Source organism: Pseudomonas sp. B21_DOA (assembly GCA_030544685.1).
GTDB classification, from domain to species: domain Bacteria; phylum Pseudomonadota; class Gammaproteobacteria; order Pseudomonadales; family Pseudomonadaceae; genus Aquipseudomonas; species Aquipseudomonas fluorescens_AO.
Window position 1 is genome coordinate 1,800,383 of record CP086683.1, and the last position, 24,601, is coordinate 1,824,983.

The following is a 24,601-nucleotide window of genomic DNA, read 5'->3' on the forward strand; positions in this document are numbered from 1 at the left end:
GAAAGGATTTTTGTCTGACAGTCCCCGGAGCAAGAATCCCAAGGACTTTTTCACATGGGTTTCACTGGCTGCCCACGTACGCCTCTGTACTGTCGCCGCATCGAATGACCTGTGATGCAGAGTGGCGAGGCGGTTTTTGTGGAATTGAGACTGAGTCTGTTCGGCGTCAAACGCTCGATCGATCTGAGCGCTCTGGCGCGTTTTCGCGATGCATGGGTGGTGCTGGCGGCATCGATTTTGGTGATCCCGCTGACCCTGTGGTTGCTGGCGCCGAACGCCGTGCCGGATCTGGCCCACGGTAATCTGGCGGGTGCGCAAGCTTTAGCGACGGGGTGGGCCAAGGGCGAGATGATCGTGCTGGTGCGCCACGTCGAACGTTGCGATCACTCCAAAGCGGCGTGCCTGAGCGGCAGTGACGGCATCACCGACCGCTCGCGCAGTGTCGCCGTGGCAGTCGGTGCTCGTTTCGAACAACTGGGCCTGGCCGACGCTGATATCTATAACAGCCCGTCAATGCGCACCGTGCAGACTGCCGGCTATATGTTCAACCATGCCGCCAGGGGCGATGACTGGTTGATCAACTGCAGAGGCCGCATGTTGCAGGATGCCCTGGCGCACAAGGCCCCCGGGCGTAACCTGGTTCTGGTGACCCACAGCGAGTGCATGGCGCAGATCGAAAAAGACCTGAAAGTGCCGGCCTCGAACATGGGGTACGGCGCGTCCCTGTTCATATCCGCGGCCAGCCCGTCTGCACCGAAGATGCTCGGCTTCATTGAAGCTTCCGACTGGCGCACGGTGACTACCCGATGAAAACCCGTTTCTACGCTTACAACCTCGGCATTCCGTTGGTTTGTGCGGCCGTGGTGTTCCTGATGTTCGACATGAGCAACATCGACATCGCCTTCAGCAATCTGCTGTTCGACCCGCTAAGCCAGACCTTCCCGATCGACAAAATCCATTTCTTCGAAAAACTCACCCACAAATGGGCGCGAGTCATCCCGAACTGGACGGCGGAGATTGCGCTGATCGGCGCATTGCTGTCGCTGATCTGGCCAGTGGTCAATCCGCACAAACGTCCACGACTCGGTGCCTTTCTGCAGCGCAGCAGAGTCGCACCAGTGCTGCGATTTGCCGCAGATCACCGTAGGGATTTTTCTTCGTCGTGGTCGCATTCGCACTCTGCACAGGCGTGATCCACTTCCTCAAATCCCACACCAGCGTCTACTGCCCAATCGAAACCACGTTGTACGGCGGGAAAATGCCCCACATCGAGTGGTACAGCAATTTCCAACTGTTCCATGAGGCCGGGAGTGGCCGTTGCTGGCCGGGCGGCCATGCGTCGGGCGGCTTCACCATGCTGGCGCTGTATTTCGTCGCGCGACGGCATCAGTGGCGTTTTTCCAGTGCGATCTTGTGGGGTTCGCTGCTGCTGGGCCTGGTCTACGGCACCACCCGCGTCCTGCAGGGCTGGCACTACATGTCCCACACGTTCTGGGCCGGCATCTTCGTCTGGCTGACCTGTTTACTGACGGCATTGGCCTTCTACGGACGGGCACGCTTGGATTTACCGGTGCGGGCCAAAAGCACGCAGGAAGCTTTCACCGCACAGCCTGAAGTCTTGCTCTGAACGCGTTCAGAAAAACATGGATTGAACGTCAACCCAGGCGCCGCGACCAACGCTGATCCGGCGCCTCGAACCCCGGATTGACCAGCGCCGTCAGCACATGATCCTGCCAACGCCCGGCGATGTTCAGATACGCCTTCGCATAGCCCTCACGCTCAAAACCCAAGCGCTCAAGCAAACGCGCACTGCGCTCATTGTCCGGAATGTAATTGGCCATGATCCGATGCAGACTCTGCACATCGAACATATAACCAATCCCCGCCTCCAGCCCCTCCTGCATCAAACCCTGCCCCTGATGCGCCTCATCAATGTGATAACCCAGATAACACGCCTGAAACGCCCCACGAATGATCCCGCTGAAATTGCACGCCCCGATCATCTGCTGACCGTCCAGCGACAGCAGCGCGAAATGCATGGCTAACCCGGCTTCGAAGGCGCTGGCCTGGATCTCCAAGCGACGGCGGATATTGGCGGTGGAGAAGTAGTCGCTGGTGCGGATGGGCGACCAGCGAGCCAGGTGCCGCTGGTTGCGCTGGTAGAAAGCGCTTTCGAGCTCGGCCTGATCGGGGAGAGGATCGCCAGCGTCAGGCGCGGGCAGGGCAGGGATAACAGCGGCATCGAGCGCTCCTTGGCGAGGGGGTTGCTGGGAGAGTCGCGCATATGGAGGGAGCGGCAAGGTGTGCTGAATGGCAGACGAAAAAAGCCCGCTAGGAGCGCGGGCGAACCGTAGTTTCTTGAATGAGCGGGATGGACTTTACAGCGTGAGCGGATTCAGCGTGGTGAAGAAAAATTCATTGTTTACGGGCGGTACGCCCGGAGTTGGCAGGCACTAATTTTTACTCATCCGAGCGATTCGTCAAAGTAATCGCTGTCGAGCCTGGGAACCTTGTAAAGCTGCGAGCTGATGCCCACGTCGTGGTCAAGCATCAGGTTGACCAGTCGTTCGCCATCGACCAACACCAACCCCTCGACCGAGCGCGCGAAGTCAACGGCTTGAGCGGTAAAGCCGGAAGTGGTGATGAATACGCCACGTTTGGCTTTTTGTCCGGCGAGGGCGCCATAGAACGCCTGCAGGTCGGGACGGCCGACGGTGTTCTGCCAGCGCTTGGCCTGCACGTAAACCTTTTCCAGCCCGAGCGCGTCCAGCGAAATCACGCCATCAATGCCGCCATCGCCGCTGCCACCGACTTGCTGCAGCGCCTGACGGTTGGCGCCGTAGCCCAAGCTGTGCAGCACGTCGAGCACGATATGTTCGAAGCGGGTCGGGCTCGCTTGCAGCAGGCTGTCCAGCAAGTCGCCCGCTACGCTCGTGCGCAGCTCAAGGATGGCTTGGTTCAGGCGTTCCTGTGGGCTGCTCGTAGCTAGCTCTGTCGATGCAATCGGCATTGAAGTGTCGGTGCTCTCATCCAGTGAGGCCGCATCCGGTGCCGTCTTCAGTTTCACGCTCATGAAATTCACGGCCAGATGCTCGACCAGTTCTGCGCTCAACGGGGCAGGGTTGGCCTGAGCAAATGCGCGGCCGGTGTCGGTCAACTGCCAATAGCCACGCTTTGCGCTGCTGGAGTAGCCGGCGCGCTTCAGCCGATCATGCGCCCAGCCTGAACGGTTCTTGTAGGTAGCCTGACCGCTGGCGATGGTCTCTTGCCGCTGTGCTTCGCTCAGGCCCAATGCCTGTGCGGCCGCTTCGTGGGCCTCGGATGCGGTGGCACCTTCCGGATGAACCGAGAGAAACCGCAGGATGGGCTCAATGAACTGGTCGTAGGTCGGGACGGAGATGGTTCTTTCTATTCCTTTTGAAGGCTTAACTCAATGTAGCCTATCGACGGCCGCGCTTACCTTTGGCGGAGTGTACAAAGCGCCAGATTGCGCTGGCGCAAAATGTGTTTGGCCCGGGGTCAGTCGTTCGAGGGGGCAGCCTTCAGCGCTCGGCCGACCGCTGTCAGGCGATAGCGTTGTTTGCTGCTGTTGGGCTTGTCTGGAACGGTCATCTCGACCACGCCACTCGCCAGTAGTGGGGCCAAGACCTGCTCGCGAAACTTGCTGCGGTTGCTGCGTCCGACGAAGGTCATCAGCTCGAGCACAGTGTGCTCACCTGTCATCCTGCTTAGCAGAGTTACCTGCTCTGGCTGCAAAGACAGGCGATTTACGGCTTGTTCTCCGTCGACAACGGACTCAGTCCCTGCTTGGTCCCGACTTAGTCCCTACTTGGTCCCCGCTTGGGCCTGAAAGAGGCCCTTTCTCAACGGTCCTCTGAATCACCACCCTGAATTGGTTACTTTGCCGGTCGTCGTCAAGGGTAATCATTGGCCAAGCGTCGATAGCACGCGGAATGCCTGTACCCAAACCGCGATAGGGCAGGATGTGCACAGCATGGGACGTGAGCGTCGGGTTACGACGATTGGACAGGCCGAATCGAATTTTCTCGGTATCGAGTACGTCAGGCAGGTGCCCGGGGCTGATCAATTCGATGCGATCAGCGAAGATCATGATCCGGATCGAGGCGCTGACGAAGTAGTCGCGGTGGATCAGGGCATTGCGGATTCATTTCGTCTGAGCGCACAGACGTGGGTTGCGTCTCACCCTTTCCCGACCGCTTTGGAAATTGTTGTATGCCGAAGATCTCAAACCAGAGAAACCCTAAATTCAGTCAAGCTAAGTCCCAAAAGAAGACGCAGTAAGGTGTCGTCTCGCTGGAGTTGGTGGGCCGGGGTGATCTGAATCTGAGCGGTAGGCTGTTGATTTGTATGGTTAATGTTTCGTTAACTTTCAAACTTGGAATACCGATTGGAATACCGTGCGGCTTCTTTTTACATACGATCTGATCACCGAGTGCACCGGTTTCGTGACTAGGTTTGGCATCGAATTGCTTGAGACGGGACCGGAAATGGCCACCAAAAATTCGGCAACGCTGTGGGGGGCTCGGCGCTTCTTATTAGTCGAAAGGTCCAATTGCCTATCGTCCATTTTGGGCTGTTCTGCATGGTGTTCTTTTTTGGTTGGATTTTAATCGATCTTGGTCTCTGATTAATTATCTAGAAACATTCAAAGGCCTAGGCCCCAAATTAGTTCCATGGCTCGTTGGGCTTTGGCAAGGAATTTTACCGGACTTGGTCAACAGTTCTCAGGGCGCACGCCCTAATTAGTGGTGCGAAATCTGCAGTGTACTGGATTGTTTTTTCATATTCCATATATGGCTGCAGCATCGCCATTTGGATCAAGTCCATCAAGACAAAATTCGCGTAGCGTTTCTAGGAGTTGGTCTGGCAATAATTGTAGCGAATTATAGAGTAAGCCGCGCCAATAATTGTAGGGTGTTAATCTCGCATAGCTAAGCCTTACTCTTGCCTTTTGTTCGATTGAGTTTTTGAACGCCGTTAGGTCTCTAATGTCCAAGTCTTCGGCTAGCTTTTCGCGCAGAGATAGGAACTCTCCTTCAATACGCTCTTTGATTCGATAGATCTCATTCCAAGTCGTTAATTTACGCTGGTTTGTAGGGTCTATTGGTCTTATTGCCCAAGTAGCCATTGGCAGAATACCAAGGAAGTCGATTTGCAACGCCACTTGCTCGTGGGCGCTTTCGCTCCAAGGATCGAAGCATGTGCGTCTGAGCCCCTCCGGGCTTCGCAAAAGGTCTTTGGCAAGCTTCGCTTTTGAGTTGCACGTGTGACAGGTAGGCAGCAGGTTGTCGGGATCTACTCCGAACTGCGGATACTTTTCTTTGGCCAGTAGGTGATCGTAAGGTGCACGCCATTGATCTTCTGCAGCAACTAGATGTTGTCGTTGTGCGAGTAGTTCTGCCGCGCACATGCCACATACATTCCCGTTACCTAGGGGGGATCGGAGCTATAGCGGCTGTAGTGATCCATGACGGTTTCTCCACATGAGCGGGTGACTCCGATAAGCTTTGACGTGTTTTCGAAAAGATGTGAGGCTAACTTCTTCAGCTCAGCTGTAACGGATTCGGGAGGTTCAGGTATGGCTGATGTCGGATCATTGAATAGTAGGCGTGCGCTAACTGTTCCGGAGAAAGCGAGATATAGCTCATCCCTTATCTGCGGATCTAGGGCCTCTATGGAACTTATAACCGCTTGGACGCGTGTCCGGGTCGGTTCATTAGCCTGAGCAGCATCCCAAAGTCCTAGGGGAAGAGTGGAGTCGTCGAAGGGCCTCCCTGCGCAGCTAGAGAGAAGAGTCTCTCGCATTAGCAAGTTAAGTCCAGTGAAGACTGCACTAGGTGGAAGTCCGACTCTTAGAGGAAGTAACATCAGGTTTATGGGTTCCGCAATTTTTGCAGTATATAAGCACGCTCCATCGATTCGCCTAAATGCGCCTCAATCCAGTGCCGCTTGTGATTGTTATCCACACTTTGGTCATGCAAGTGTCGATTTATTTCATCAACTGCGGTTTGCGATATTGCAGAGCGCAGGCCAAAAATTTTTTATCAGTACTTCGAATGAAGCACCGAAAGTCTCGCTAGTTGGTGATGACATGGTTGACTGATCATCAACTTTTTCAAAGTGAAAGACAGCTTCGCGATGCAGGGATGAAATCAAGAACGGTGAGTGCGATGAGATTAATGCCTGTGATGTAGTTAGGCTGCGGCCTGCTTGTTCAAAGTCAAGGTGATATCGAGTACGCCAGCTAGGATTCAGATGCGTCTCGGGTTCGTCAAATAGGAACAATGACTCGGTATCGGCAAATAGCTTTACGGCACCGATCGTATGAAGCAGCTGAGCTTCACCATCGCTCAAATCGTCGACTGGTGCAAAGCTTTCACCATCAGAAAGCACTAGCTCGGACACCGTAAGTGGTAGCTTGCTCTTAAGTGGCTTTTTTACATTCCCATTTAAAGAGTCGTTTCGCAAAACTTTGCGGATATCTGTAGGCCACCATCCTACGCCTAGTAATTGCAGCTTATAAAGCTTCCAAAAAAGACGGACTGGATCGAAATATGTATCTCTGAGTCTGTTGATTACTAATGGATCCAAGAGGTCTATCGTGAGTTCGGCTCGCAGATAGTTAAGTTCGTAAATTTCGTACTGCTCATCCGTAGTGCGGCTGGATAGGCCTCGTATGTTCCCTTCTCCCACCGCATGGATGAGCTGTTTGAGATCTTCGATACTGTCTTGCTCAACGGGAGCGCGCCGCATATCGTACTGTAAAGTGACTCTTCGCGGGTGCCTAAAGCTGACCTCCGGCCACAGTAGGTTTCGCTCTGCGTCGCTTAAAAGTCCAAGTGCTGTAATCAGTAAGTTTGTGCAATCGTAGTCTAAGAATAGTGAGTTTGGTAGAGGGTGTCAGCCTCTAGTGTGCGAAGTGGATCGTCCATGGCGCTATCTGTAGGTGCGCCAAATATGCCTGGGAAACGTTTTTTGTACTTAATGTTTATTTGTTCATAGCTTTCCGCGTCGACACTGGGCTGTGCTAGCTCTACGCGGCGCCGAGACCTTGTGCGCATAACATCAAAGTACTGTAATGCGTTTCGCATAAAAGAGCGTTGCAGGTTTTCGTTGAGGCCTGAGGCATAACCTATGACGCGCGGCAAGGGTAGATTTCCCAATGTGCAGCTCGTTTCAATTGACCAATAAGCCGTGCTGTCGCTCACGCCGCTTGCAATAGAGCCTGTCTGGATGCTGCTAGAGATCAGAATTGACTGATCAGCTTCGAGTCGCACCGTAAATCGCTTTGGCGGTTTTATATTGTCGTCATCGCCTGACCATTCATAGCTCAGGGAAAAGCAATATTTAAGAGGTTTACGAGTGCTGAAGTCGGATCGCTTCCTTCGCTCTAAATACGCAAAGGCTTCTGCGATTAGTTCCATTAGTTGCGACTTTCCGGATCCATTCAATCCAATAAGTGCGATGACTTTTCCGGGCGCGTTAGAAAAGTCAAAACGTTGATTGGCTAATCCTTTGTATTCGCCTAATAGCTCAAATTGCAGAAGCTTCATTCTGGAATACCTACCCTGGCCTTATGCCTCTTAATTTGGACTTCAGGGCTGCTCGATAGGGCAGAGTGAAAGCTACTACTAAGATGCGCCCGATTGATATACATCAGATATTAATCCTTCCGCGAATGGCCTTAGCCTTTGCGGCGGAACGCTGGGCTTGGATGCGAGCGAGCAGTTCACTGGCGGGCTCGTTGCACGGGTCTTGCGGTACCAGCTTGCCGCTGAAAGCTTTGGATAGAATGCTCTGAGTCAGATTGTCGATATAAATCGTAGCTGAGGCGACTCGGGCTTCCAGTTGATCGGCGAATGCAAATAGTTGCTGGATGCGGCGTACGACCTCATGTTGTTCCGAAATTTCCGGTAGCGGAACAATAAATTCACGTAAGTCCGATAGGTTTATACGTTTTTGTGCAGATCCCAATTGTTTCTCAACAAATGCAGACTGGAATTGGGGTGACATTATCTGGAAGAAAGCAAATTCTGAGGTTATTTCGTGGCCTAGTTTTATAACGGCAATGGCCCTGTTGACATTGCCGCCTACTAAGGACTCTGGAGTAATAGCAGCTCGCCCAATGGTCGCCATTACCGAAAGCAAGATGTCGTCTTTTTCTAGTATGGTTCTTTTGAATTCATCTGCAAGGGGTTTTGATATTTTATAGATGTTGGATTGATCTATTTGTCCCCACTCACCAATGTCCATAACTCTAACCATGGGGACGCCGTCAGAAGCCGTGTCGCCGGGTTTTAATACTCCATAAGAGAGCTTGTTCTTGTCTTTGAGTAAGTCTTCGAATTTTTTACTTTTGGGGCAGGAGAGGTTTTGCTCTTTGCGCCATTCTTCCGTCAGCCGTCCGGAAACCGCAGCAGCGAGCACGGATTGACGAAAGCGTTTGAGGAGGGCAGGCATGGCGTCGATGCGTGCTTTAAGGGTGTCGACCTGTGCTAGTAGTTCGTCAATTTTCTGGACGATTCGGCTTTGTTCAATAGCTGGCGGTAAGGGGAGCTGGAAGGCTTCTAGCTTGGAAGAGTCGATGCTCTGAACAGTCGTTCCCTCTTTGACGCACGCTGATAGAATTTTTCCACCGAAGTTTTTGATTAAATAAAACAAAAATTTAGGGTCTATGCCCTCAATGGGACGGATAACCTTGACGTCTTGATTGACTGTCAACTCGACACCCGCCAGAGCAACTGGAAGCGTATGCTGAAGAATACCGCTACGGGTAACTATCAAGACTGCTCCGGCTGGATAGAGCGTCATTCCGGCCTCGTTTACCGCTATTTGAGAAATCCTGTCTTCGGAGCTCTCCAGCAGGTTTTTCTTCATGTCCTTGGGTGATATCCAAGGCACATCAGGGCTAGACCAGAATTCAGGATTTGCTTTTGAAGGGGTCTTGCCGCCTGTAACACCGCCAATATGTGCCAAAGTGAAGCTCGTCCAGCCTGCCGGCAGTTCGCCACTCATTCTCCGGACCCCACTTCCAGCCCCATTACTTCTGCCATCAATTGCTTCTGGGCCGCCACTTCGTCTCCCGCCCCTAATGCCTTCATCAGCTCTTCCAGCTCACGCAGCGCTTCAGTCAATTCCCCCATGGCTTCGCAGGCCAGAACCTCAGGAGCGGGCAGATCGGCGGCATCCACGCTGCCTGCATCCTTTAACCAGCTGATATCCAATGAGTCGCTACGTTCGCGAATTTGCGCTCGGGTAAACACGCGGAAGCGGCTGGTTTCTCCAATACCTTCTATATTCTCGGCGCGCGGGCTATTGCCGTTCGCATCTTGGCCATAGGCGTCTTCAAAGGTTTGTAGGTGCTGCGTACCAAAAGGCGTCCGCTTGCCAAAGCTAGGCATATTGCTGCGCAAGTCATAGACCCATACGCGTTGGGTACAGCCCTGATCCTGGCGTGGGTTATCAGGAGTGCCTTTCTGGAAGAACAGCACGTTGGTCTTCACACCCTGAGCGTAGAAGATTCCTGTTGGCAGCCGCAGAATGGTGTGTAGGTTGCATTTATCCAACAGGTCGCGACGCACTTCAGTGCCCACCCCAGCCTCGAACAGCACATTGTCAGGCAAGACTACGGCGGCGCGGCCGCCCGGTTTCAGCCCACGGTAAATGTGCTGGAGAAATGCCAGTTGCTTGTTGTTGGTCTTGAAAGTGAGATCTTCTCGGGTTGGGCCGCCACCGCCCTTGGCTGTGCCAAAGGGCGGGTTGGAGAGGATCACGTCGACCTTGGGCAAGCTGGCGCCGGCCTGGCCAAGGGCGTTGCCGAGGTGGACCACGCCTTCTTCGTCACCTTCCATGCCGTGCAGCAAGGTGTTCATCAACGCTAGGCGACGGGTGCCGGGCACCAACTCCACGCCGACAAAGGCGCGATTGCGCTGAAAGCTCCGTGCTTTTTCGTCGAGGTCGTAGTGGTCGTCGGTCTGGCTTCTGATGTAAGCGTCAGCGGCAATCAAAAAGCCTGCGGTGCCAGCGGCAGGATCTTGGATGGTCTCGCCGGGTTGCGGCCTGATGCAGCGGATGATGCTGTCGATCAGCGGGCGCGGAGTGAAGTACTGGCCAGCTCCGGACTTGGTCTCGCTGGCATTCTTCTCCAGCAGGCCTTCGTAGAGATCGCCGAGGCCGTCCTCGCGGGCGCTGAACCAGTCGATGACATCCAGGCTTTTGATCAGTTGCTCCAGATGACGTGGCTCCTTGAGCCGTGTCTGGGCGTCGGCATAGATGGCCGCGATCAGCGGGTCGCTGTTCTTGCCTAGGTCAAGCAACATTTGTCGGTAGTAGTCGAGCAGAATGAGCCCGGATTTACCAGCCAGGTCTGGCCAGCGTGCACCCGCTGGTAGCTTGTGGCTGAAGGCATCGTTGTTCTGTACCTGCTCGTATTCCATCTTGATGAACAGCAGCAGCACCAGTTCTGTAACGTAGTCACTGTAGTTGATCCCGTCGTCGCGCAGTACGTCGCACAGGTTCCAGAGTTTCTGGACGATGTCAGAGTTGGTCATGGTAACTCTCAAAGTAGATTTGAATGCGAGCCCACGCTGGCTGAGCAGCGCCAACTGCAAAGAAATATTGATGCCGGGTTTGCCTACAGGGCAAAAAAACCGCTCAATTTGTGCATAGCTGCTGGAGCAACCATAGGCATGGCGGGTGTGTTGCAGGGAGGTTATGCACGGCGGATCTGTTTTGCAAGCTGATTTGGACGCCGGCCAACGAGCGGATAACTCGGGTTTCCGCTCGACCAGGATTCGGATGGACACCTGCTGACTGATCTTCGTGTGAGTACGTCAGATCATGCCGCAGACCACAAATTGTCGTTCAATGTTTCCAGCACCGCATCCAGTTTTCCGCCAAGATAACGATCCAGGACTCTGCTCCCACCATCGGTCCGGAATGCGTCGTTGACTTGCTGCGGGTCTATCACCACCTCATGCACCAGCTGTTTGGCAAGGCGATCTAGCCAGCGGCGCTGTACTGGGGTCCAAGCCTGCATGACATAGATGCGTTTCATGGCCTCTGCAACGCGTTGATCGAACGGCAGCAGCGCCTCACCAATAGCAGCCTGGCGAATATAGCCGAGGATGCTGGCAGCGATTTCTTGGTTGGTCTGGCTCCGCCAGGCGCTTTTCAAGCTGGCTTCGCTGAAACCGTTCTGATCCAGCAACAACCGCACCTCGCGCAAGTGTTCGCGAGTCAGATCCTTGGGGCGGTTGACCACTACGCCTAGCGCGGCGGACTGGTTCAACTGGTTGTGGATGAATTGGTGGAAGCTTTCCAGAAAGTCAGCCGGCTTCTGATACTTACCATAGTTTTGCTCACGTACCACGAGCTCGTCTTCGTGCGCGGAGATGATCGGATACCGCTCCGATCCAAGCAGGACACTGACAGCAGCCAACTGGTTGATCAATTGGCTATGTTGGCGAACGAAGTGGGCGGCTTGCTGCGGTCCGAGCTCATGCAAATGGGTGTGCAGTTTGCCAGGGGCGACTCCCCAGGCATCCTGCAACTCGTCGAGCTTCTGTTTGATGGCCGGGTTGCTTTCGGCTTTGTGCTCGGCTTTGCGCAGAATGCGCATGACCCTTTGGTTCAATTGGTCGAGCACGTCATGGGCGTGACTGCTGTCTTCCTGGCTGCCAGGGGCGTCGTGGCTGGCGTCGTCGGTAAGCTCACCCACTAATTGCTCCAGGGAGATATTCGGGTTCTTGACCAACGGCTTCATGGTGTCGACTTCCTCCAGGCTGGCATAGAGGTCGACGGGGTCATAGATGCGAAATACCGTTTTACCTATTTCGTCACAGCGGCGGGTAGCTCGGCCTTTCATCTGCTCATAGAGGATGCGCGAGCGCACGCGGCGCATGAACACCAGATTGCAGATGGTCGGCACGTCGATGCCGGTGGTCAGCAGGTCAACGGTGATGGCGATACTTGGGTGCGGTTCGTTCTTGTAGCGGCGAATAAGTTGCTCGACCTTGTCGCTCTGGCCAGTAATGATGCGTACTGTTGCTTCGTTGTACTGCTCCCCGTAAGCGGCCTTGAAGGCATCATCCAGCAGGTTTTTCACGCGCTCCGCGTGAGCCTGACTGACGCAGAAGATCATGGTCTTCTCTTCGCCGAAGGGGTCCAGTTCCTTGGCCAGTTCATCGCAGATGACCTTGTCAAAGGCGGGTGTAATGACGCGGCGGTTGAACGACTCAATATTGAAGTTGAGCTCGTCGTCCAGTTCCGCTGTATCGACTTCACCTGTCTGGGTATTGATGACACTGACAGACTCGCCCTTTTCAAAGCGGATGCCACGCTGGGTAAGCTGGGTTTCGTAGCGGATCGGTGGCTCGTGGTCGATCAGCCAGTCGTCGGCCACGGCCTCCCGGTAGCTGTAAGTGAACACCGGCTTGCCGAAAATTTCGCTGGTCTGTTTCGCCGGTGTAGCGGTGAGACCGATACGGCAAGCATCGAAATAATCGAGCACGCGACGGTACTGCGAGAGGTATTGGCTGGCATCGCGCACAACCAGTTCGCCTTCGGTCATCTCCTGGTCGAGGGTGTACCCTCGGTGGGCCTCGTCGACGATGATGCAGTCGAACTCTCCCACAGGCGGTGGGTTGTCCGAGCGGAAAATACGGCTGACCATGGCTTGCACCGTGGCCACTTGAACACGGGTTTCCGCTTCGGCAGCCATGTCGCCCAGCGCTCTGATGTCGTAGATCTGGGCCAGTGTGTGATTCTGCTCAAGCGTGGTGTCGTTGAATGAATCAATCGCCTGCTGACCAAGGGCACTGCGGTCGACCAGGAACAGAATGCGTTTGAAACGCTCGGCTTTGAGAAAGCGGTACATCAGGCCAATGATGGTGCGGGTCTTGCCCGTGCCTGTCGCCATCGCCAGCAGGCAGTTGCGCTGATTGCCTGCCAGCGCCTGTTCTACGGCCTTGATGGCTTTTTCCTGGTAGTCGCGCAACTTCAGATAGCCAAAGCCTTCCTTTGCCAGCTTTTCCTCAGCCTCTGCCTTGCTGCGTTTGAGCAGGTCGAGGAGGTCACCAGGCGTGTGAAAATCTTGCAGTGGTCGTCGGGTGTTGGCAGGGCTCCGCAAATCGCGGAACCAGGTACCGGATTGTTCTGCAAGTTGCTTGATATAGGGGCGACCATTGCAGGCAAAGGCAAAGGGCACCTGGAAGTGACCGCTGCTGCCGTCATTCCAGGGCTGGGATTGACCCGCCAATGGCCAAGGCTGCAGATGTTCAGCGCAAAGCCTGAATTCGCGGGCGTACCGCTCGGCTTGGGTAATCCGGTCGGCAACATTGATGCTTTGACGTTTTGCTTCGACAATGGCGACGGGTACCAGGCCGGCGAACAGTACGTAGTCGGCGCAGGCTTTCGGGCTACTGGTGGGCCATTCGGCGATAGCCTTGTTTTTGCCTTTCTCCGGGCGCGCACCTTTGCTGTAAGTGAGCTCTAAGGAGTCCGCTTCCCAGCCAGCGTCGTTCAACTGTTGGTCGATGAGGATACGGGTAAGATCCTCCGACAGTTGGAACTTGCTGCTGGCCTTCTTGGTTTTCTCTGCAACTTGCTTGCTGGCCTGCGGCTGCGCGGCGAGTTGCTGTTGCAGTGCCTTGAGACTTTGCTCATGTTCTGCGCGCAACTTGATCAACGCCGCTTCGTGCTCTGCTGCCAACTGCTTGTGATTTTGCGACTCGGCATCCATCTGCTCGGCGAGGACCGCGTATTCCTCTGCTTCGCGCTTGAGCAGCGTGCCGAGTTGCTGGTTGGTTTCCAGCTGCTGGCTGGACTCGCTGAGCTGCGCCTTTAGTTGTTCAATCTGGCTTTGCAGGTCGCGTAGCGAAGTGCTTGGGTCACTGGGCGTGATGAAGGGGCCGGGTTTGAAAGATTTGGTGTTCTTGCCAAATGACTGGTGGTACCAGATGGCCAGGGCACGCGCCACCCTCAGCCCATCCATGGCCTCGCGGTGCTGCGTACGAAACTCGTGAGTGGCTTTGTTCCCTTCCACGCGCAAGGTGTGGAACAGACTACGAATGTTTTGATCCAGTTGGATCTCACGGCTGAGTTTGTACAGCAAGTCGGACTGGGTAGTGTGGGCATCGAATTCAATACCGGCACGGCTGGCCAGATCCTGGGCCAAAGCTTCGCCGAGCTGGCGCAGTTTGATTAGAGTGGTGTTTGGATCGCTGGCGAATGCCTGCTCGGCCGTGCGCGCAAGTTGAAGAAACACGGGATCGTGTTCTTGGAGAAAGGCAAAGTTGCTGCTTGCTGCCATGGTCGTTCCTTCGGTTTCGTGGCCACTCTATGCGCAAGTCTTGCAGTGCGAGTGCGTAAATGGCTTTAGCTTAACCAAGGTAGTGTGGGTTTGGCCATGGCAGAGTGCCATTCGACTGGGGAGATGCTGGGGACTATGTGAGTCTGCCGTCTCGGTAGGAAAAGAGGTAATAGAAGCTGCGAAGTATTAACCGCCTGGCGAGACGTAGCCAAGCACATGGTGCATGCCTGAAATCAAGGGGTGGAGGCGCTACGCAACGCATAAACGGCCTCGCATTTGCGAGGCCTGGATGCAGCCATCACCGAGGCCGGCTTTTCAGGACCTCGTCCGCCAGCCAGTTGCCGGATACAGATTGGCCGCTCCGAGTTATTGATGCCCAGAAGATCTAAGAGAATGCAGTGGCGGATTATTCATACAACCAAGGCTTCAACTCATCCAGATTGCTCACCACGATCTGTTGCGCCGCGGCTTTGGGTTCGAGTTTTTTCGGGTCGATCTGAAAGCGCTGTAGCACGTATTTGACCAGTGCCCTGCGGGTAGGGATTTCCAGTACACCATTCTGCATCCCGAAATCGGCTTCGATGATCGCTTTCTGTTCGAGCGAAAGGCGTGAGTCGGGTGCGATGACGACCGCCACCTCGCTGTTCCAGTCCTCGTCCTTGTCGATCAGATTCTCGGTCTTGCGCTCGTAGGAGGGTTCGCCACGCAAGCGGCTCAGCACGAAATCCCGGTACTTGCGGTTTTTCTCGCAGTACGCCCGCACGTGCCAGCGCATGCCGGTGTAGATGAGTGTGTGGGGGCGATGAGACGGACTTCCGGTGTCGGGTTGGACAATGAAACGTACTCGACTTCGATCACTTCACTATCACGACACGCCTTGAGCAGTGGCCGCAGGACTTCGGCGCGAATCGTGCGGTCCGGCACTTCCAGCACCTTCGTATGCGCATACGCCAGGGCTAGCCCTTCGACATGTGGCGCGCGGGAGTGGGTCTGGTTCAGCAGGTGCAAATAGGCGCTGGCACTGTCGTCGATGAAACGCGGAGCGAAGCCTTCGCTGGGTACGTAGCCCTTGGCTTTCTTGTCATATGTAAGATTTTCAGGCGCATGGTCGTTGATGTAGGTGTTGATGTCCTTCGACGCCTGCTGACGGCTGATCCCGAAGCTCTGGATCAAGTGTCCCGTGGTCAGGCGGCCTTCCCACCATGCAACCGTTTCGATCAAACGGTAGCGAAGTGCCAGATCCCAGCGAACCTGCTCGATGTCTTGTGTGCGCTTCATGCCCTCTCCATGTGCGTGATTTGTTTACCTGTATAAGTCTACATTCTATACGTGTAAGAAAACACTACATATTCTGGCTCCGTCTTCGAGACGAATCGAATTTACGAAAGGAAGTGGAAATGACAACGTCGGATGCAGTTTCGACAGGGGTTATGGTGACGATGGCAGCGATTGCCGTGGTGCTGCTGGTCCAGTATCTGAAGTTGCAGAACATCTGGCAGTTGATCGTCGACTGCAAGAGCAAGATGCGCTGGGCGCAGATTCAGGAAACGGAAAACAAGGAGCTGCGTTCGGCGTTGCGAGCGGAAAAGGCCCATGTCGAGCAACTCAGGAGAAAGCTGGACCTGCTGCAAGCGCTGATTCCGGCCTCGTAAGGACACACAGATGAACAGAATCGAACGGATCAAAGGCTGCCTGCTTGGCGGCGCAGTGGGTGACGCATTGGGTGCTCCTGTTGAGTTTCTTGAATGGAACGCCATCCGCGCCACCTTCGGCGCGCAAGGTATTGTCGACTACGCACCGGCCTCTGGCCGACTCGGCGCCATCACCGACGACACACAAATGATGCTCTTCACCGCCGAAGGTCTGCTGCGCGCTTATGTGCGCGGCAGCTCGCGGAGCATCTGCCACGTACCCAGTGTCATCCACCATGCGCTGCTGCGTTGGTTGATGACCCAGGATTACTCGCCGAACACCCACGTCAGTCTCGATGGCTGGCTGGTTAAAGAGCGCGCACTGTGGTCTCACCGCGCACCGAGCAACACCTGCCTCAGCGCATTGAAGGCGAGCAGACACTTCGGCCAGTTGGCCGAAAACAACAGTAAAGGCTGCGGTGCAGTCATGCGAGTTGCGCCGTGCGCCTTCTTCGGTAACGCATTCGACTACGCCGCAGACTCCGGTCGCCTGACCCATGGCCATCCAACCGGCTACATGGCAGCCGGCCTTTCCGCCGACATTCTCCAGCGCATGGCCGACAGACAAGACAGCCTGGAACACGCCATCACCGAAAGCCTGGCCAAACACGGCGACAAACCTGGTATGGAAGAAACCCGCGCCCTTATTGAACGCGTGCTCTTCTACTACTACGAAGGCTACCGCCCAACCCCGGAACGCATCGACGAATTTGGCGGTGGATGGATTGCGGAAGAAGCCCTGGCGATTGGCATCTGGTGCGCACTGACGGCGCCATCTTTTGAGCAGGGTGTGACCAATGCGGTGAACCACAGTGGCGACAGCGACAGCACTGGCTTAATTGCCGGGCACTTGCTTGGCATCCAATACGGACCGGCAGCGATTCCTGCTCGTTGGCTGGATGGATTGGAGTTGCGCGGGGTGATCGAGAAAGTGGCGGAGGATATTGAAAGGGTGCCAAGGGATTATTCGGGGTATGGGGGAGAGTTTGATCAGTCCATCGAAATGCAATATCCAGGGAGCTGAATATGCCGATCAGACCTCATCCATTCACCTTTGAGTGCGGTGATTGTGGCTGGAAAAGACAGTGGCGCCCAAGAGTGATTGCCTGGGGCCGGGGAGTGGTTCGAGCGGTGTCCGAAATGTGGGAACGAAGCGCTGAGAATGCGTACGGCCAGCGGACTAGAGAGGATTCTGCTTGAGCTCTGGCCGCGTTGTTAGAACGTTGGTCGATGTCTGGTGTGATGGCATTTTGGTATCTGCCTGGGCATAATCGGACCGCCGCTGCCAAAGCAGATTGAAGTGATTCATGCACAGGGAAGCGCTTGCGGCATCCTTCCCTATGCCAGATTGATGGTCTTGGAACCACAGGCGAACACATGCCTTTGGCTCCCGGACGTGGATCGGCCTGCACGTTTCACGCTTTTTCAAATGATGACTTGGGCGAGTTGTACCCGAGCAGATCCTGCGCGGGCTTCGTCTGAGCGAATATAGGTGAAAGATGGGTGTAATAGTTGGTGTTTTCGTATTCCTGATTGCACTGGGCGCCGTTATCAGCCTTGTCGAGAAAGGCGCTCAAGGTGCCAGTTCCCGCGTACTCCGTCCCTATATCGGTTTGTTACTGATCGCCGGATTGATCGCCGGCATGGGCCTAGTGCTGGGCACCATGTTCCGTGGCGTTGAAGACTACTTCTTCATGGTCGCCAAAGGCGTTGCGGTATTCACCGGGGTCGTTGTGTGCCTGCAATTGATCATTGTGATTGCAAAACGGTTTTTTGTTGCCGGCTGAGCTGAACACCGAGCTTTGCCCGATTCTCTTTATGGGTTTGCAGGTGATTCATTCATGTCGACAGAAAGGCTCTGCCTAAAGGTTTTCGGTGTATCAGCACATAAGGTGTGTACATTGCCCGGCTCGCCGTTTACCGGAGTGCTACTACGCCTGAGAGTTTAAAGGCGGCGCATTTTCCTCGAGAGCGCCGGACGAGTCCGTCGCGAGTAGCTCTGAAATCGAAAGGAATCAGCATGACGCAGTTGGTGGTGCACACGATATCTCGTGCCTGGTCGCGCATGGGAGAGCTGGGTCGGCTTCGGACCCCTTCTCAACGCTGCGAATACATCGTTGAAGATTTCGCCGATGACCTGGTGATTGTATTGGTAGCCGCCAAACGCCACGTCCTACTCAGGTCGGCCTTCGAAGCTGCACTGAATTACCTCCACCAAAACGGCCATGGGATTGAAAATCCGTGTCTGATCAAGTCAAACAATGACCCGACGCTATCCGGCCCGCTCTGCCTTGCCAGTAGAGTCACGTTGACCGGGGCGTATGGCCCGCGAAATATCAATTACGTGGTGCCAATTCTGAAAGCACTCGGCCTGGTCGATATCCGAACCTCGACGCCTAATTCCGTCTGGCTCGGCACGCCACTTGCGTCCAATGATCTTTCATTGCCGACGCCGGTACGACGGGTCGAGAAAGGCTTGCTCACTGCCCGACAATTTGACTTTTCGCACTATCTGAGCGGGTTGTGGACAGGCGCGGCAGGTTCGTTTTCGCATCGTTACAAGGTGAGTAGGCACCATTCCTGGAAAGACTGGAAAACTCGGCACGGCGTCAGCGAATGGTGGTGTCAGAGCTTGAGCCAGGCAAACGAGCACTATTGCTGGCCTGAAAAAGCAGCACCGCATGATTTTGCGAGCATCGCAGCTGAGCTGCGCAAGAGCCTGGCCGCCAATGATGATGCTGCTGCGTTGGTCGCGTGCAAGGCGATCTTTGCCTGGGGGCGTTGCGCGAAAGGCTGATGATGCTTCTTTGCTGTGGGTCCAGTCACAAGCGGCAGCCAAAACCTTGTGCCGTTCAATCCTGAAATCCGTTGAGTTGCTTAACCCTCGATCCGCAGAGCCACTGAAAGACTTCAACGGAGAAACATTGTTGATGAATTCGGCGATGACCAAGATCTATTCCGCCGCGGCGCCGGACAGCTTAATCATTTATGACGGTCGTGTGGGTGCCGCATTGGGGTTGTTGACGCGCAGTTGGCTCATGGCAAACGTTGAACGCACAGTTCCTGCGGACTTGGCATTTCGCTGGGGCCCGAATACCAAGACCAAGAACCAAAAGGATGAAACGAGAAATCCTTCGAAAGATCGCCTCATTTTTACGAATCTCTATACCGCCTCCAGTGAACTTCCTGCACGCAACAGGGAGTGGGCTGAACTTGTGCGGATGAGCAGTCGCCTGCTGGGGGCTACGCGAGAAATACTGGGTACTCAAGGCTACACCGTGACATTAGGCATGTTGGAGCGTTCGCTGTTCATGTTGGGGTATGACGTCCGCTAATAGCGCGCAGTGAGTTTTGAAGTTCCTGAGGTGTTAGCCATGTTCCGTTCGTCAAGTGATGCATTGGCAGCAGCTGTGGATAAAGCATTGGCAGATTCAAGGGCCACAATCCGGGCCGCTAATTTTCAAGGAGATCAGATGTACGAGCAAAATATCGAACTGCTGCGGGAAGAATCCCTTCGTTTGCTTGAAGTGGAAATCGATCTGTTGCAACGAATGAAGGGCGCAGACGGGGTAGTGGTCGACGAGCATGGCCATGAGCACCAAACCTTTACCCAGGCCAGTATCCAGAAAGATCTGGAAATGCTCCGGGGCGAAGCAGACAAGCTTCAGCGTCTGGAGATGGTGCTGGCCGTTGTCGGGACGATGAAGGCAGGCAAGTCGACCACGATTAACGCCATTGTCGGCACAGAGGTGCTGCCTAATCGAAATCGTCCGATGACCGCTCTGCCGACGCTGATCCGTCATACACCCGGTCAAGCCGAACCCATTTTGCGTTTGGAAAACAACGGCCCGATCAACCGTGTGGTCGCTGAGCTGCATGAGCTGTTGCGTGGCCCCGCCGGGCAGCAATTGCCGTACGAGCTGATTGATGACAAGGATATGCAGTCTCTGCTGCGGCTAATTGAGGAGAATGGGCGGTTCGATAACTGCTATCAGGGGCCTGAGGCCATTTTCTGGTTTCTCAGAAGCTTGAATGATCTGGTGCGCGTGGCGCTCGAGTTGGGCGTGGACTTCCCATTTGATAGCTATGACGAAATACACGAAATCCCTGCTATTGAAGTCGAGTTTTCCCATTTGGCCGCAACGCCAGAAAGTTTGGGGCGTCTGACATTGCTCGACACGCCCGGCCCGAATGAGGCTGGCCAGCAGCATCTTCGCAAAATGCTCGGCGAGCAACTGAAAAACGCTTCGGCCGTTTTAGCCGTTCTGGATTTCACCCAGCTCAAGTCCGACGCCGATCAGCATGTAAGGCAGGAGCTGGAGCGAATCGCTGATGTAGCTCAAGGGCGGATGTTTGCGCTCGTCAACAAGTTCGATGAGAAAGACCGCAACAGCGATGATGAGGCGCAGACCAAACGCCTTGTTGCTGATTCATTGCTGGAGGGCCGGCTACAGCATTCTCAGGTATTCCCCGTGTCGTCAAAACTCGGCGATCTTGCCAACCGTGCACGACGCGAGCTGGCACTCAATGGCCGCTTGCCGACGATTGTTGGCGAGCAGAACGCCTGGGTAGCGGACTTCGGTAAAGCAGCGTTCGGCATGTTTTGGACGAGCATGGTGACTGATCCGGAAACCGTGAAAAAAGCGGCCAACGCACTCTGGGATGCATCGTTGTTCGCGGGCCCTCTGGATCAGATCATTCGCAAAGCCCACTCCGGCGCGGCGACACTCGCCGTGGCTTCTGCTGCCGCCAAGCTCGCTGACATCGCGACCAGATTGAACAACTTTCTCTCTGTTCGAGAGGCCGCGCTGGGAAAGGACGTCGAAGAGTTGAGCGAGCAGATCAATTCCCTGCGCAATGACATAGAGCGTATCAGCGGCCTGGAGGCCAAGACGCGAAAGGATGCTGAGCGTGCCTTGCAAGCCATTGATGGAAAAATGGACAAGGTCTTTTCTGATATTCGTGCCGCCATCAGCGCCCAAATTCAAGAGGGATTCAAAGCTGGCAAGGAAACCGAAGAGCAACAGACTCAGGAGCGCAAAAGAGAGTCACTGACCGGGCTGTTCTCGATACTTACTGGCGCGGGTAGCCCACGGAGGTTGCAGAGACGGCGTACGACCTACGGCTATGAATTTGATGAAGACACGCCTGTCATCAAACTCAGCGACCGGGAAAAGGCTAAAGAGATTACGCAAGGTATTGAAAACGGCGTCCGGGAAATAATCACGCTCAATGAAAGGCGTTTAGTCGCGGAGACTGAGCTCATTCTGAGAGATTTTCATGCCTTGTTCGAGCAAGGCATTTCAACTCAGGCCAGTGAGATCATCAATGATCTCAACCAGCGTCTGAACCGCAGTGGCTTTTCCATTGCAATCAAACTACCGCCCATGCCAGCACTTTCAATGCGCCCGTCCAGTGGAGAGCTTTTGGGTGAGGTTATCGAAAACAAGCAGCGGAGTGTGACCCGTCGGCGTCGAGCCAGTGGCTTGTGGGGTGGAATTTGCAGCTTCTTTGATACGGATGACTGGGGTTGGGAAACCTACTCGTCAAGAGAGGAATACTTTGAAATCGACGTCAATAAGGTGAAGGCCTCCATCGAAAAGTGCGTCGCCGATGTGTTCGCTGGTTTGGCGAGTGCCACGGTCGAGACCATCGCCAAGCCACTCGAAGCCAGCGTTGACAGCTTCTTTGATGAACTCAGGCTGACCGTCGAGTCTATTCGCAGCGACCTGAATCAAAGTATTCGCGACAAACAGTCCGATCAAGGGCAGCAGCAAAGACTGGGTGAACTGCTGGCAGGCTTCAAACGCCATGTTCCCGGTATTCAGCAAGACAGTGAGGCACTCAAGCGTGATGTACCTCTCACGGGCGCAGGAGTAAGCGCATGACTGACAGTAGGAGTGAGAGCGCGGCAGTAGCGCCCGACGCCGAAATTTGCCAGATACTGACGTGTCTGCCCGAAAAGTTCGTGGTGGATTTTGCCAACGGCATTGATGTCGCGCGTGAACGTCAGCGTTACATGGCAAAGCGGGATGGATTTTTCGCTCGCCTTTACGACGGCTTTACCGGTCAGGGTGATCGCAATCAGGCTGAGATTAACGCAAGCCTCACCGATGGTGTGGAAGGTGCGTTGAACTGGTTAAAAGATTTGAGCGAGTCGCTGGCAAAAAGCAACCATGCGATTGTTCAAGTCAACGCCCGGGTCAACGCCCTCAAGCATGACGTCGCCACCCTCGTCGACTTTTCGATAGAGAGCCGTCAGGCCATTGATCTGCTTTCGCAACGCCTGGATGAACGTTGTGATGAGCTGGATCGCAATGTCGCGAGGATTGACCGGCTACAGCAGGCGCACCTGCACCTGGACGACGTTTTCGGTAAGTGGGGAGCTGGGCGGTTCAATACGTTCACGCTGTCCGGACGCTGCTATGCAGCGCTCGAAGAACTGCGCTGGGGGCGTTTGGCGACTATTGCCAGACAGTGTCCGGGCACGAACGGCAAAAGCAGCTTGAGCGTCTGGCCAATCGGGCAATCATTCAGATGAACAAGGATGCAGGAATCAGTCAGGGCGAACGTATCGCGACTCGCGACCGGTGGCTGGCTCGTCCTGTTGGCGGTGTCGTGTCTGCTGATGGCGAAGATGCTATCCGTTATCTGGGGGACTGGACGGATCCTCATTCCACACCGTTCGCATTTGCGGCCTCGCAGACGCCGGAAGAGTTGCCTGTGCATCTGCCACGCATCATTGGCGCCCCTCGCGTGACGGAAGCCATGATTAGTGAACTGTTTCTGGAGGCTTCATGATGAGTGCGCCCATGAAAGTCGGGTTGGTGCTTTCCGGTGGTGGGGCCAAGGGGGCCTATCAGGTCGGTGTGCTCAGAGCCTTGCGTGAGCTCGGCACCCGTATTGATGTGGTCTCCGGAGCCAGTATTGGCGCCCTCAATGGCGGCGTTCTGGCTTCTTCTCCATCACTAGATGTGGCTATCGAGCGCCTTGAGGCCGTTTGGGAACGATTGGCCAATGAATCCCCGTTGAGCATGAAAGCTCCTGGGTATCTTGCGCTGCTGGCTGCAGCGGGCCTGCGGGTTCAGGGTGCAGGCGCTGTGCTGGCGCTTGTTCACGCCGTAAAGAAAATAGCCGGGGCGTTCGATTACGAACTGCCGAGCTGGCTTGATGGGCTGGACGAAGGCTTGTTGGACGACCAGCCGTTGAAGCAGCTAATGGATGAATTTCTCGACAGCCAGCAGTTGGCGACAGGGATGCCGCTCTATGTGTCGTTGTATCGCAGCAACGGCGGGCTTCAGGACTTGGCGTCAGCATTCATGGCCGAGGTCGGGCTGGGCAATACACCTGATTCGGAATTCGTGCATATACAGTCCCTCAAGGAAGACCAACGCAAACAGGCGTTGCTGGCTTCGGCGGCGATCCCGCTATTGTTCGCTTCCCGCAAACACGGTGAGCGACGCTACTCGGACGGCGGCCAAGGTGGCTGGCATACGATGCAGGGTAATACGCCAATCACCCCATTGCTGGAAGCTGGCTGCAACCTGGTGATCGTCACTCACCTGAGTGATGGATCGCCTTGGAGTCGCCAACGATTCCCGGATGCGACCATTCTGGAAATTCGTCCCCAGCAAAGCCTGAGCCGAGCTACTGGCCTCATGAGCGGGGCTCAGGACTTGCTGGGTTTTGATGTCGATAAGATTCCCACCTGGATCGAGCAGGGTTATCGGGACACCCTGCATTGCGTTGGGCGCGTCATGGAGGTGCAGAAGAGTCGTAATGATCTACGAGCGTCGGAGGCCGCTCTTGCAGGAATGAGCGTGGAGTCGGCTAGAGCCGACAGCGTGCTGGCTGACGCGATGGCGCGCCTGACTAAAAAGTCTTGAAAGGAACCAGGGCAATGGCGAATGTGCACATCGAATGGGATTGGCTTCACTGGAACTGCAATCAGACGTGGGGTAAGTATGTTTGGCCAGAGTTGCAAAGTAGAGGGTGAAGCTACAGGACCTGGAGCGATGCGTGTATGTGATCAGGCTCAATGGTCTGTTCGCGATCCAGTATCCCAAAGGCATCTCACCCACGGTTTACATCGGCGAAGGTAATTTCGAGCAACGGATCACGCAGCACAAGAACTGGTTGCTTGAGCTGGCCGATTTGCAGGGCGACTACGAATTTCTCATTGCTTATTGCTTCCCAAGGGCGAGGAATGCCTCCAAGGTTTACTCCGAGTTCGAAGCGATGTTGATACATGAATTTCGAGACATCTATGGCTCGGCGCCTTTGCGAAACAAGCAAATGGAGTTTCAGAAAGCCAGCCATGCATTTGGCCCGATCGACGAAATTCGCAGCGCCATCATGATTGGCCGTGGCATGCGCTTTCATTGGTCGGTACAGCCGATGAAAAGCTCGCCCATGTACGATGTATACCAGAGAACCATTCTGGAAGAGTTGAGGGTTTAGCGCTTAAGCCCTTGGCCTGCCACGGTACCGACGGGTACGAGGGAGAAATGTTTTGTCATCCCTCGTACCCGTCGGTCCTCAACGATCACGATGTCAGCACGGGCCTAAGACGTTCAAA

The 24,601-nt window shown here is 55.0% G+C and carries 18 protein-coding genes and 4 pseudogenes; 11 read left to right on the forward strand and 11 right to left on the reverse strand.

Translation table 11 applies throughout. From position 1 onward, the window contains the following. Positions 1 to 138 precede the first annotated feature (138 nt). Together LJU32_08195 and LJU32_08200 are read left to right on the forward strand one after the other, a co-directional pair. Positions 139 to 810 carry a histidine phosphatase family protein gene (locus LJU32_08195; GenBank protein WKV90191.1) on the forward strand — a complete coding sequence of 224 codons (672 nt, stop codon included), beginning with the start codon at positions 139 to 141 and terminating at the stop codon, positions 808 to 810. Continuing rightward, positions 807 to 1,627 (forward strand): annotated as a pseudogene (locus tag LJU32_08200) (phosphatase PAP2 family protein). Before LJU32_08195 ends, LJU32_08200 begins: the two are co-directional and overlap by 4 nt. A gap of 28 nt (positions 1,628 to 1,655) precedes the next feature. Here LJU32_08200 and LJU32_08205 read toward each other — a convergent pair. From LJU32_08205 to LJU32_08255, 11 genes and pseudogenes are all read right to left on the reverse strand, one after another. Next, positions 1,656 to 2,242: pseudogene (locus LJU32_08205) on the reverse strand (GNAT family N-acetyltransferase). Between the two features lie 222 nt (positions 2,243 to 2,464). Next, on the reverse strand, positions 2,465 to 3,400 hold the full coding sequence (locus LJU32_08210) for a restriction endonuclease (GenBank protein ID WKV91061.1): 936 nt from the start codon (positions 3,398 to 3,400) through the stop codon (positions 2,465 to 2,467). A 119-nt stretch (positions 3,401 to 3,519) separates the two neighbouring features. Next, positions 3,520 to 3,705 (reverse strand): transcriptional regulator, encoded by a 186-nt coding sequence (locus LJU32_08215; GenBank protein ID WKV90192.1) that lies wholly within the window; start codon positions 3,703 to 3,705, stop codon positions 3,520 to 3,522. A gap of 91 nt (positions 3,706 to 3,796) precedes the next feature. Continuing rightward, the gene (locus LJU32_08220; GenBank protein WKV90193.1) at positions 3,797 to 4,111 is read right to left on the reverse strand and encodes a hypothetical protein; all 315 of its coding nucleotides are present in this window, start codon (positions 4,109 to 4,111) and stop codon (positions 3,797 to 3,799) included. Between the two features lie 690 nt (positions 4,112 to 4,801). Continuing rightward, positions 4,802 to 5,431 (reverse strand): hypothetical protein, encoded by a 630-nt coding sequence (locus tag LJU32_08225; GenBank protein WKV90194.1) that lies wholly within the window; start codon positions 5,429 to 5,431, stop codon positions 4,802 to 4,804. 587 nt (positions 5,432 to 6,018) lie between these two features. Continuing rightward, on the reverse strand, positions 6,019 to 6,774 hold the full coding sequence (locus LJU32_08230) for an AAA family ATPase (GenBank protein ID WKV90195.1): 756 nt from the start codon (positions 6,772 to 6,774) through the stop codon (positions 6,019 to 6,021). Between the two features lie 119 nt (positions 6,775 to 6,893). Next, positions 6,894 to 7,574 (reverse strand): hypothetical protein, encoded by a 681-nt coding sequence (locus tag LJU32_08235; protein ID WKV90196.1) that lies wholly within the window; start codon positions 7,572 to 7,574, stop codon positions 6,894 to 6,896. A 103-nt stretch (positions 7,575 to 7,677) separates the two neighbouring features. Then, positions 7,678 to 9,036 carry a restriction endonuclease subunit S gene (locus LJU32_08240; protein ID WKV90197.1) on the reverse strand — a complete coding sequence of 453 codons (1,359 nt, stop codon included), beginning with the start codon at positions 9,034 to 9,036 and terminating at the stop codon, positions 7,678 to 7,680. Continuing rightward, positions 9,033 to 10,571: a type I restriction-modification system subunit M gene (locus LJU32_08245; protein WKV91062.1), complete on the reverse strand. Its 1,539-nt coding sequence runs from the start codon at positions 10,569 to 10,571 to the stop codon at positions 9,033 to 9,035. Before LJU32_08245 ends, LJU32_08240 begins: the two co-directional genes overlap by 4 nt. A gap of 287 nt (positions 10,572 to 10,858) precedes the next feature. Further along, on the reverse strand, positions 10,859 to 14,332 hold the full coding sequence (gene hsdR / locus LJU32_08250) for a type I restriction-modification system endonuclease (protein WKV90198.1): 3,474 nt from the start codon (positions 14,330 to 14,332) through the stop codon (positions 10,859 to 10,861). A gap of 406 nt (positions 14,333 to 14,738) precedes the next feature. Next, a pseudogene (locus LJU32_08255) lies at positions 14,739 to 15,610 on the reverse strand (WYL domain-containing protein). Positions 15,611 to 15,729: 119 nt separating this feature from the next. Here LJU32_08255 and LJU32_08260 point away from each other — a divergent pair. The 9 genes and pseudogenes from LJU32_08260 to LJU32_08300 all read left to right on the forward strand — a co-directional run bounded on the left by LJU32_08260 (position 15,730) and on the right by LJU32_08300 (position 24,483). Further along, positions 15,730 to 15,984, forward strand: coding sequence for a hypothetical protein (locus LJU32_08260; protein ID WKV90199.1), 255 nt, complete (start codon positions 15,730 to 15,732; stop codon positions 15,982 to 15,984). A gap of 10 nt (positions 15,985 to 15,994) precedes the next feature. Beyond that, complete coding sequence (locus LJU32_08265; GenBank protein WKV90200.1) at positions 15,995 to 17,047, forward strand: ADP-ribosylglycohydrolase family protein; 1,053 nt, start codon at positions 15,995 to 15,997, stop codon at positions 17,045 to 17,047. 475 nt (positions 17,048 to 17,522) lie between these two features. Beyond that, positions 17,523 to 17,810 (forward strand): hypothetical protein, encoded by a 288-nt coding sequence (locus LJU32_08270; protein ID WKV90201.1) that lies wholly within the window; start codon positions 17,523 to 17,525, stop codon positions 17,808 to 17,810. Between the two features lie 233 nt (positions 17,811 to 18,043). After that, positions 18,044 to 18,820: a hypothetical protein gene (locus tag LJU32_08275; protein ID WKV90202.1), complete on the forward strand. Its 777-nt coding sequence runs from the start codon at positions 18,044 to 18,046 to the stop codon at positions 18,818 to 18,820. Between the two features lie 10 nt (positions 18,821 to 18,830). Continuing rightward, positions 18,831 to 19,358 (forward strand): hypothetical protein, encoded by a 528-nt coding sequence (locus LJU32_08280; protein ID WKV90203.1) that lies wholly within the window; start codon positions 18,831 to 18,833, stop codon positions 19,356 to 19,358. A 39-nt stretch (positions 19,359 to 19,397) separates the two neighbouring features. Beyond that, positions 19,398 to 21,911 (forward strand): dynamin family protein, encoded by a 2,514-nt coding sequence (locus LJU32_08285; protein ID WKV90204.1) that lies wholly within the window; start codon positions 19,398 to 19,400, stop codon positions 21,909 to 21,911. Then, a pseudogene (locus tag LJU32_08290) lies at positions 21,908 to 22,824 on the forward strand (YjcZ-like family protein). The gene LJU32_08285 and the pseudogene LJU32_08290 overlap by 4 nt, the downstream one beginning before the upstream one ends. 11 nt (positions 22,825 to 22,835) lie before the next feature. Continuing rightward, positions 22,836 to 23,909 carry a patatin-like phospholipase family protein gene (locus LJU32_08295; GenBank protein ID WKV90205.1) on the forward strand — a complete coding sequence of 358 codons (1,074 nt, stop codon included), beginning with the start codon at positions 22,836 to 22,838 and terminating at the stop codon, positions 23,907 to 23,909. 133 nt (positions 23,910 to 24,042) lie between these two features. After that, positions 24,043 to 24,483, forward strand: a complete 441-nt coding sequence (locus LJU32_08300) for a hypothetical protein (protein ID WKV90206.1) — start codon at positions 24,043 to 24,045, stop codon at positions 24,481 to 24,483. The last annotated feature ends 118 nt before the right edge of the window (positions 24,484 to 24,601 follow it).

Coding starts and splice junctions, on each gene's coding strand:
- LJU32_08285 (WKV90204.1), top strand. CDS start 19,398: ATGTTCCGTTCGTCAAGTGATGCATTGGCAGCAGCTGTGGATAAAGCA.
- LJU32_08235 (WKV90196.1), bottom strand. CDS start 7,574: ATGAAGCTTCTGCAATTTGAGCTATTAGGCGAATACAAAGGATTAGCC.
- LJU32_08245 (WKV91062.1), bottom strand. CDS start 10,571: ATGACCAACTCTGACATCGTCCAGAAACTCTGGAACCTGTGCGACGTA.
- LJU32_08260 (WKV90199.1), top strand. CDS start 15,730: ATGACAACGTCGGATGCAGTTTCGACAGGGGTTATGGTGACGATGGCA.
- LJU32_08295 (WKV90205.1), top strand. CDS start 22,836: ATGAAAGTCGGGTTGGTGCTTTCCGGTGGTGGGGCCAAGGGGGCCTAT.
- LJU32_08265 (WKV90200.1), top strand. CDS start 15,995: ATGAACAGAATCGAACGGATCAAAGGCTGCCTGCTTGGCGGCGCAGTG.
- LJU32_08275 (WKV90202.1), top strand. CDS start 18,044: ATGACGCAGTTGGTGGTGCACACGATATCTCGTGCCTGGTCGCGCATG.
- LJU32_08240 (WKV90197.1), bottom strand. CDS start 9,036: ATGAGTGGCGAACTGCCGGCAGGCTGGACGAGCTTCACTTTGGCACAT.
- LJU32_08270 (WKV90201.1), top strand. CDS start 17,523: ATGGGTGTAATAGTTGGTGTTTTCGTATTCCTGATTGCACTGGGCGCC.
- hsdR (WKV90198.1), bottom strand. CDS start 14,332: ATGGCAGCAAGCAGCAACTTTGCCTTTCTCCAAGAACACGATCCCGTG.
- LJU32_08230 (WKV90195.1), bottom strand. CDS start 6,774: ATGCGGCGCGCTCCCGTTGAGCAAGACAGTATCGAAGATCTCAAACAG.
- LJU32_08225 (WKV90194.1), bottom strand. CDS start 5,431: ATGTGCGCGGCAGAACTACTCGCACAACGACAACATCTAGTTGCTGCA.
- LJU32_08220 (WKV90193.1), bottom strand. CDS start 4,111: ATGATCTTCGCTGATCGCATCGAATTGATCAGCCCCGGGCACCTGCCT.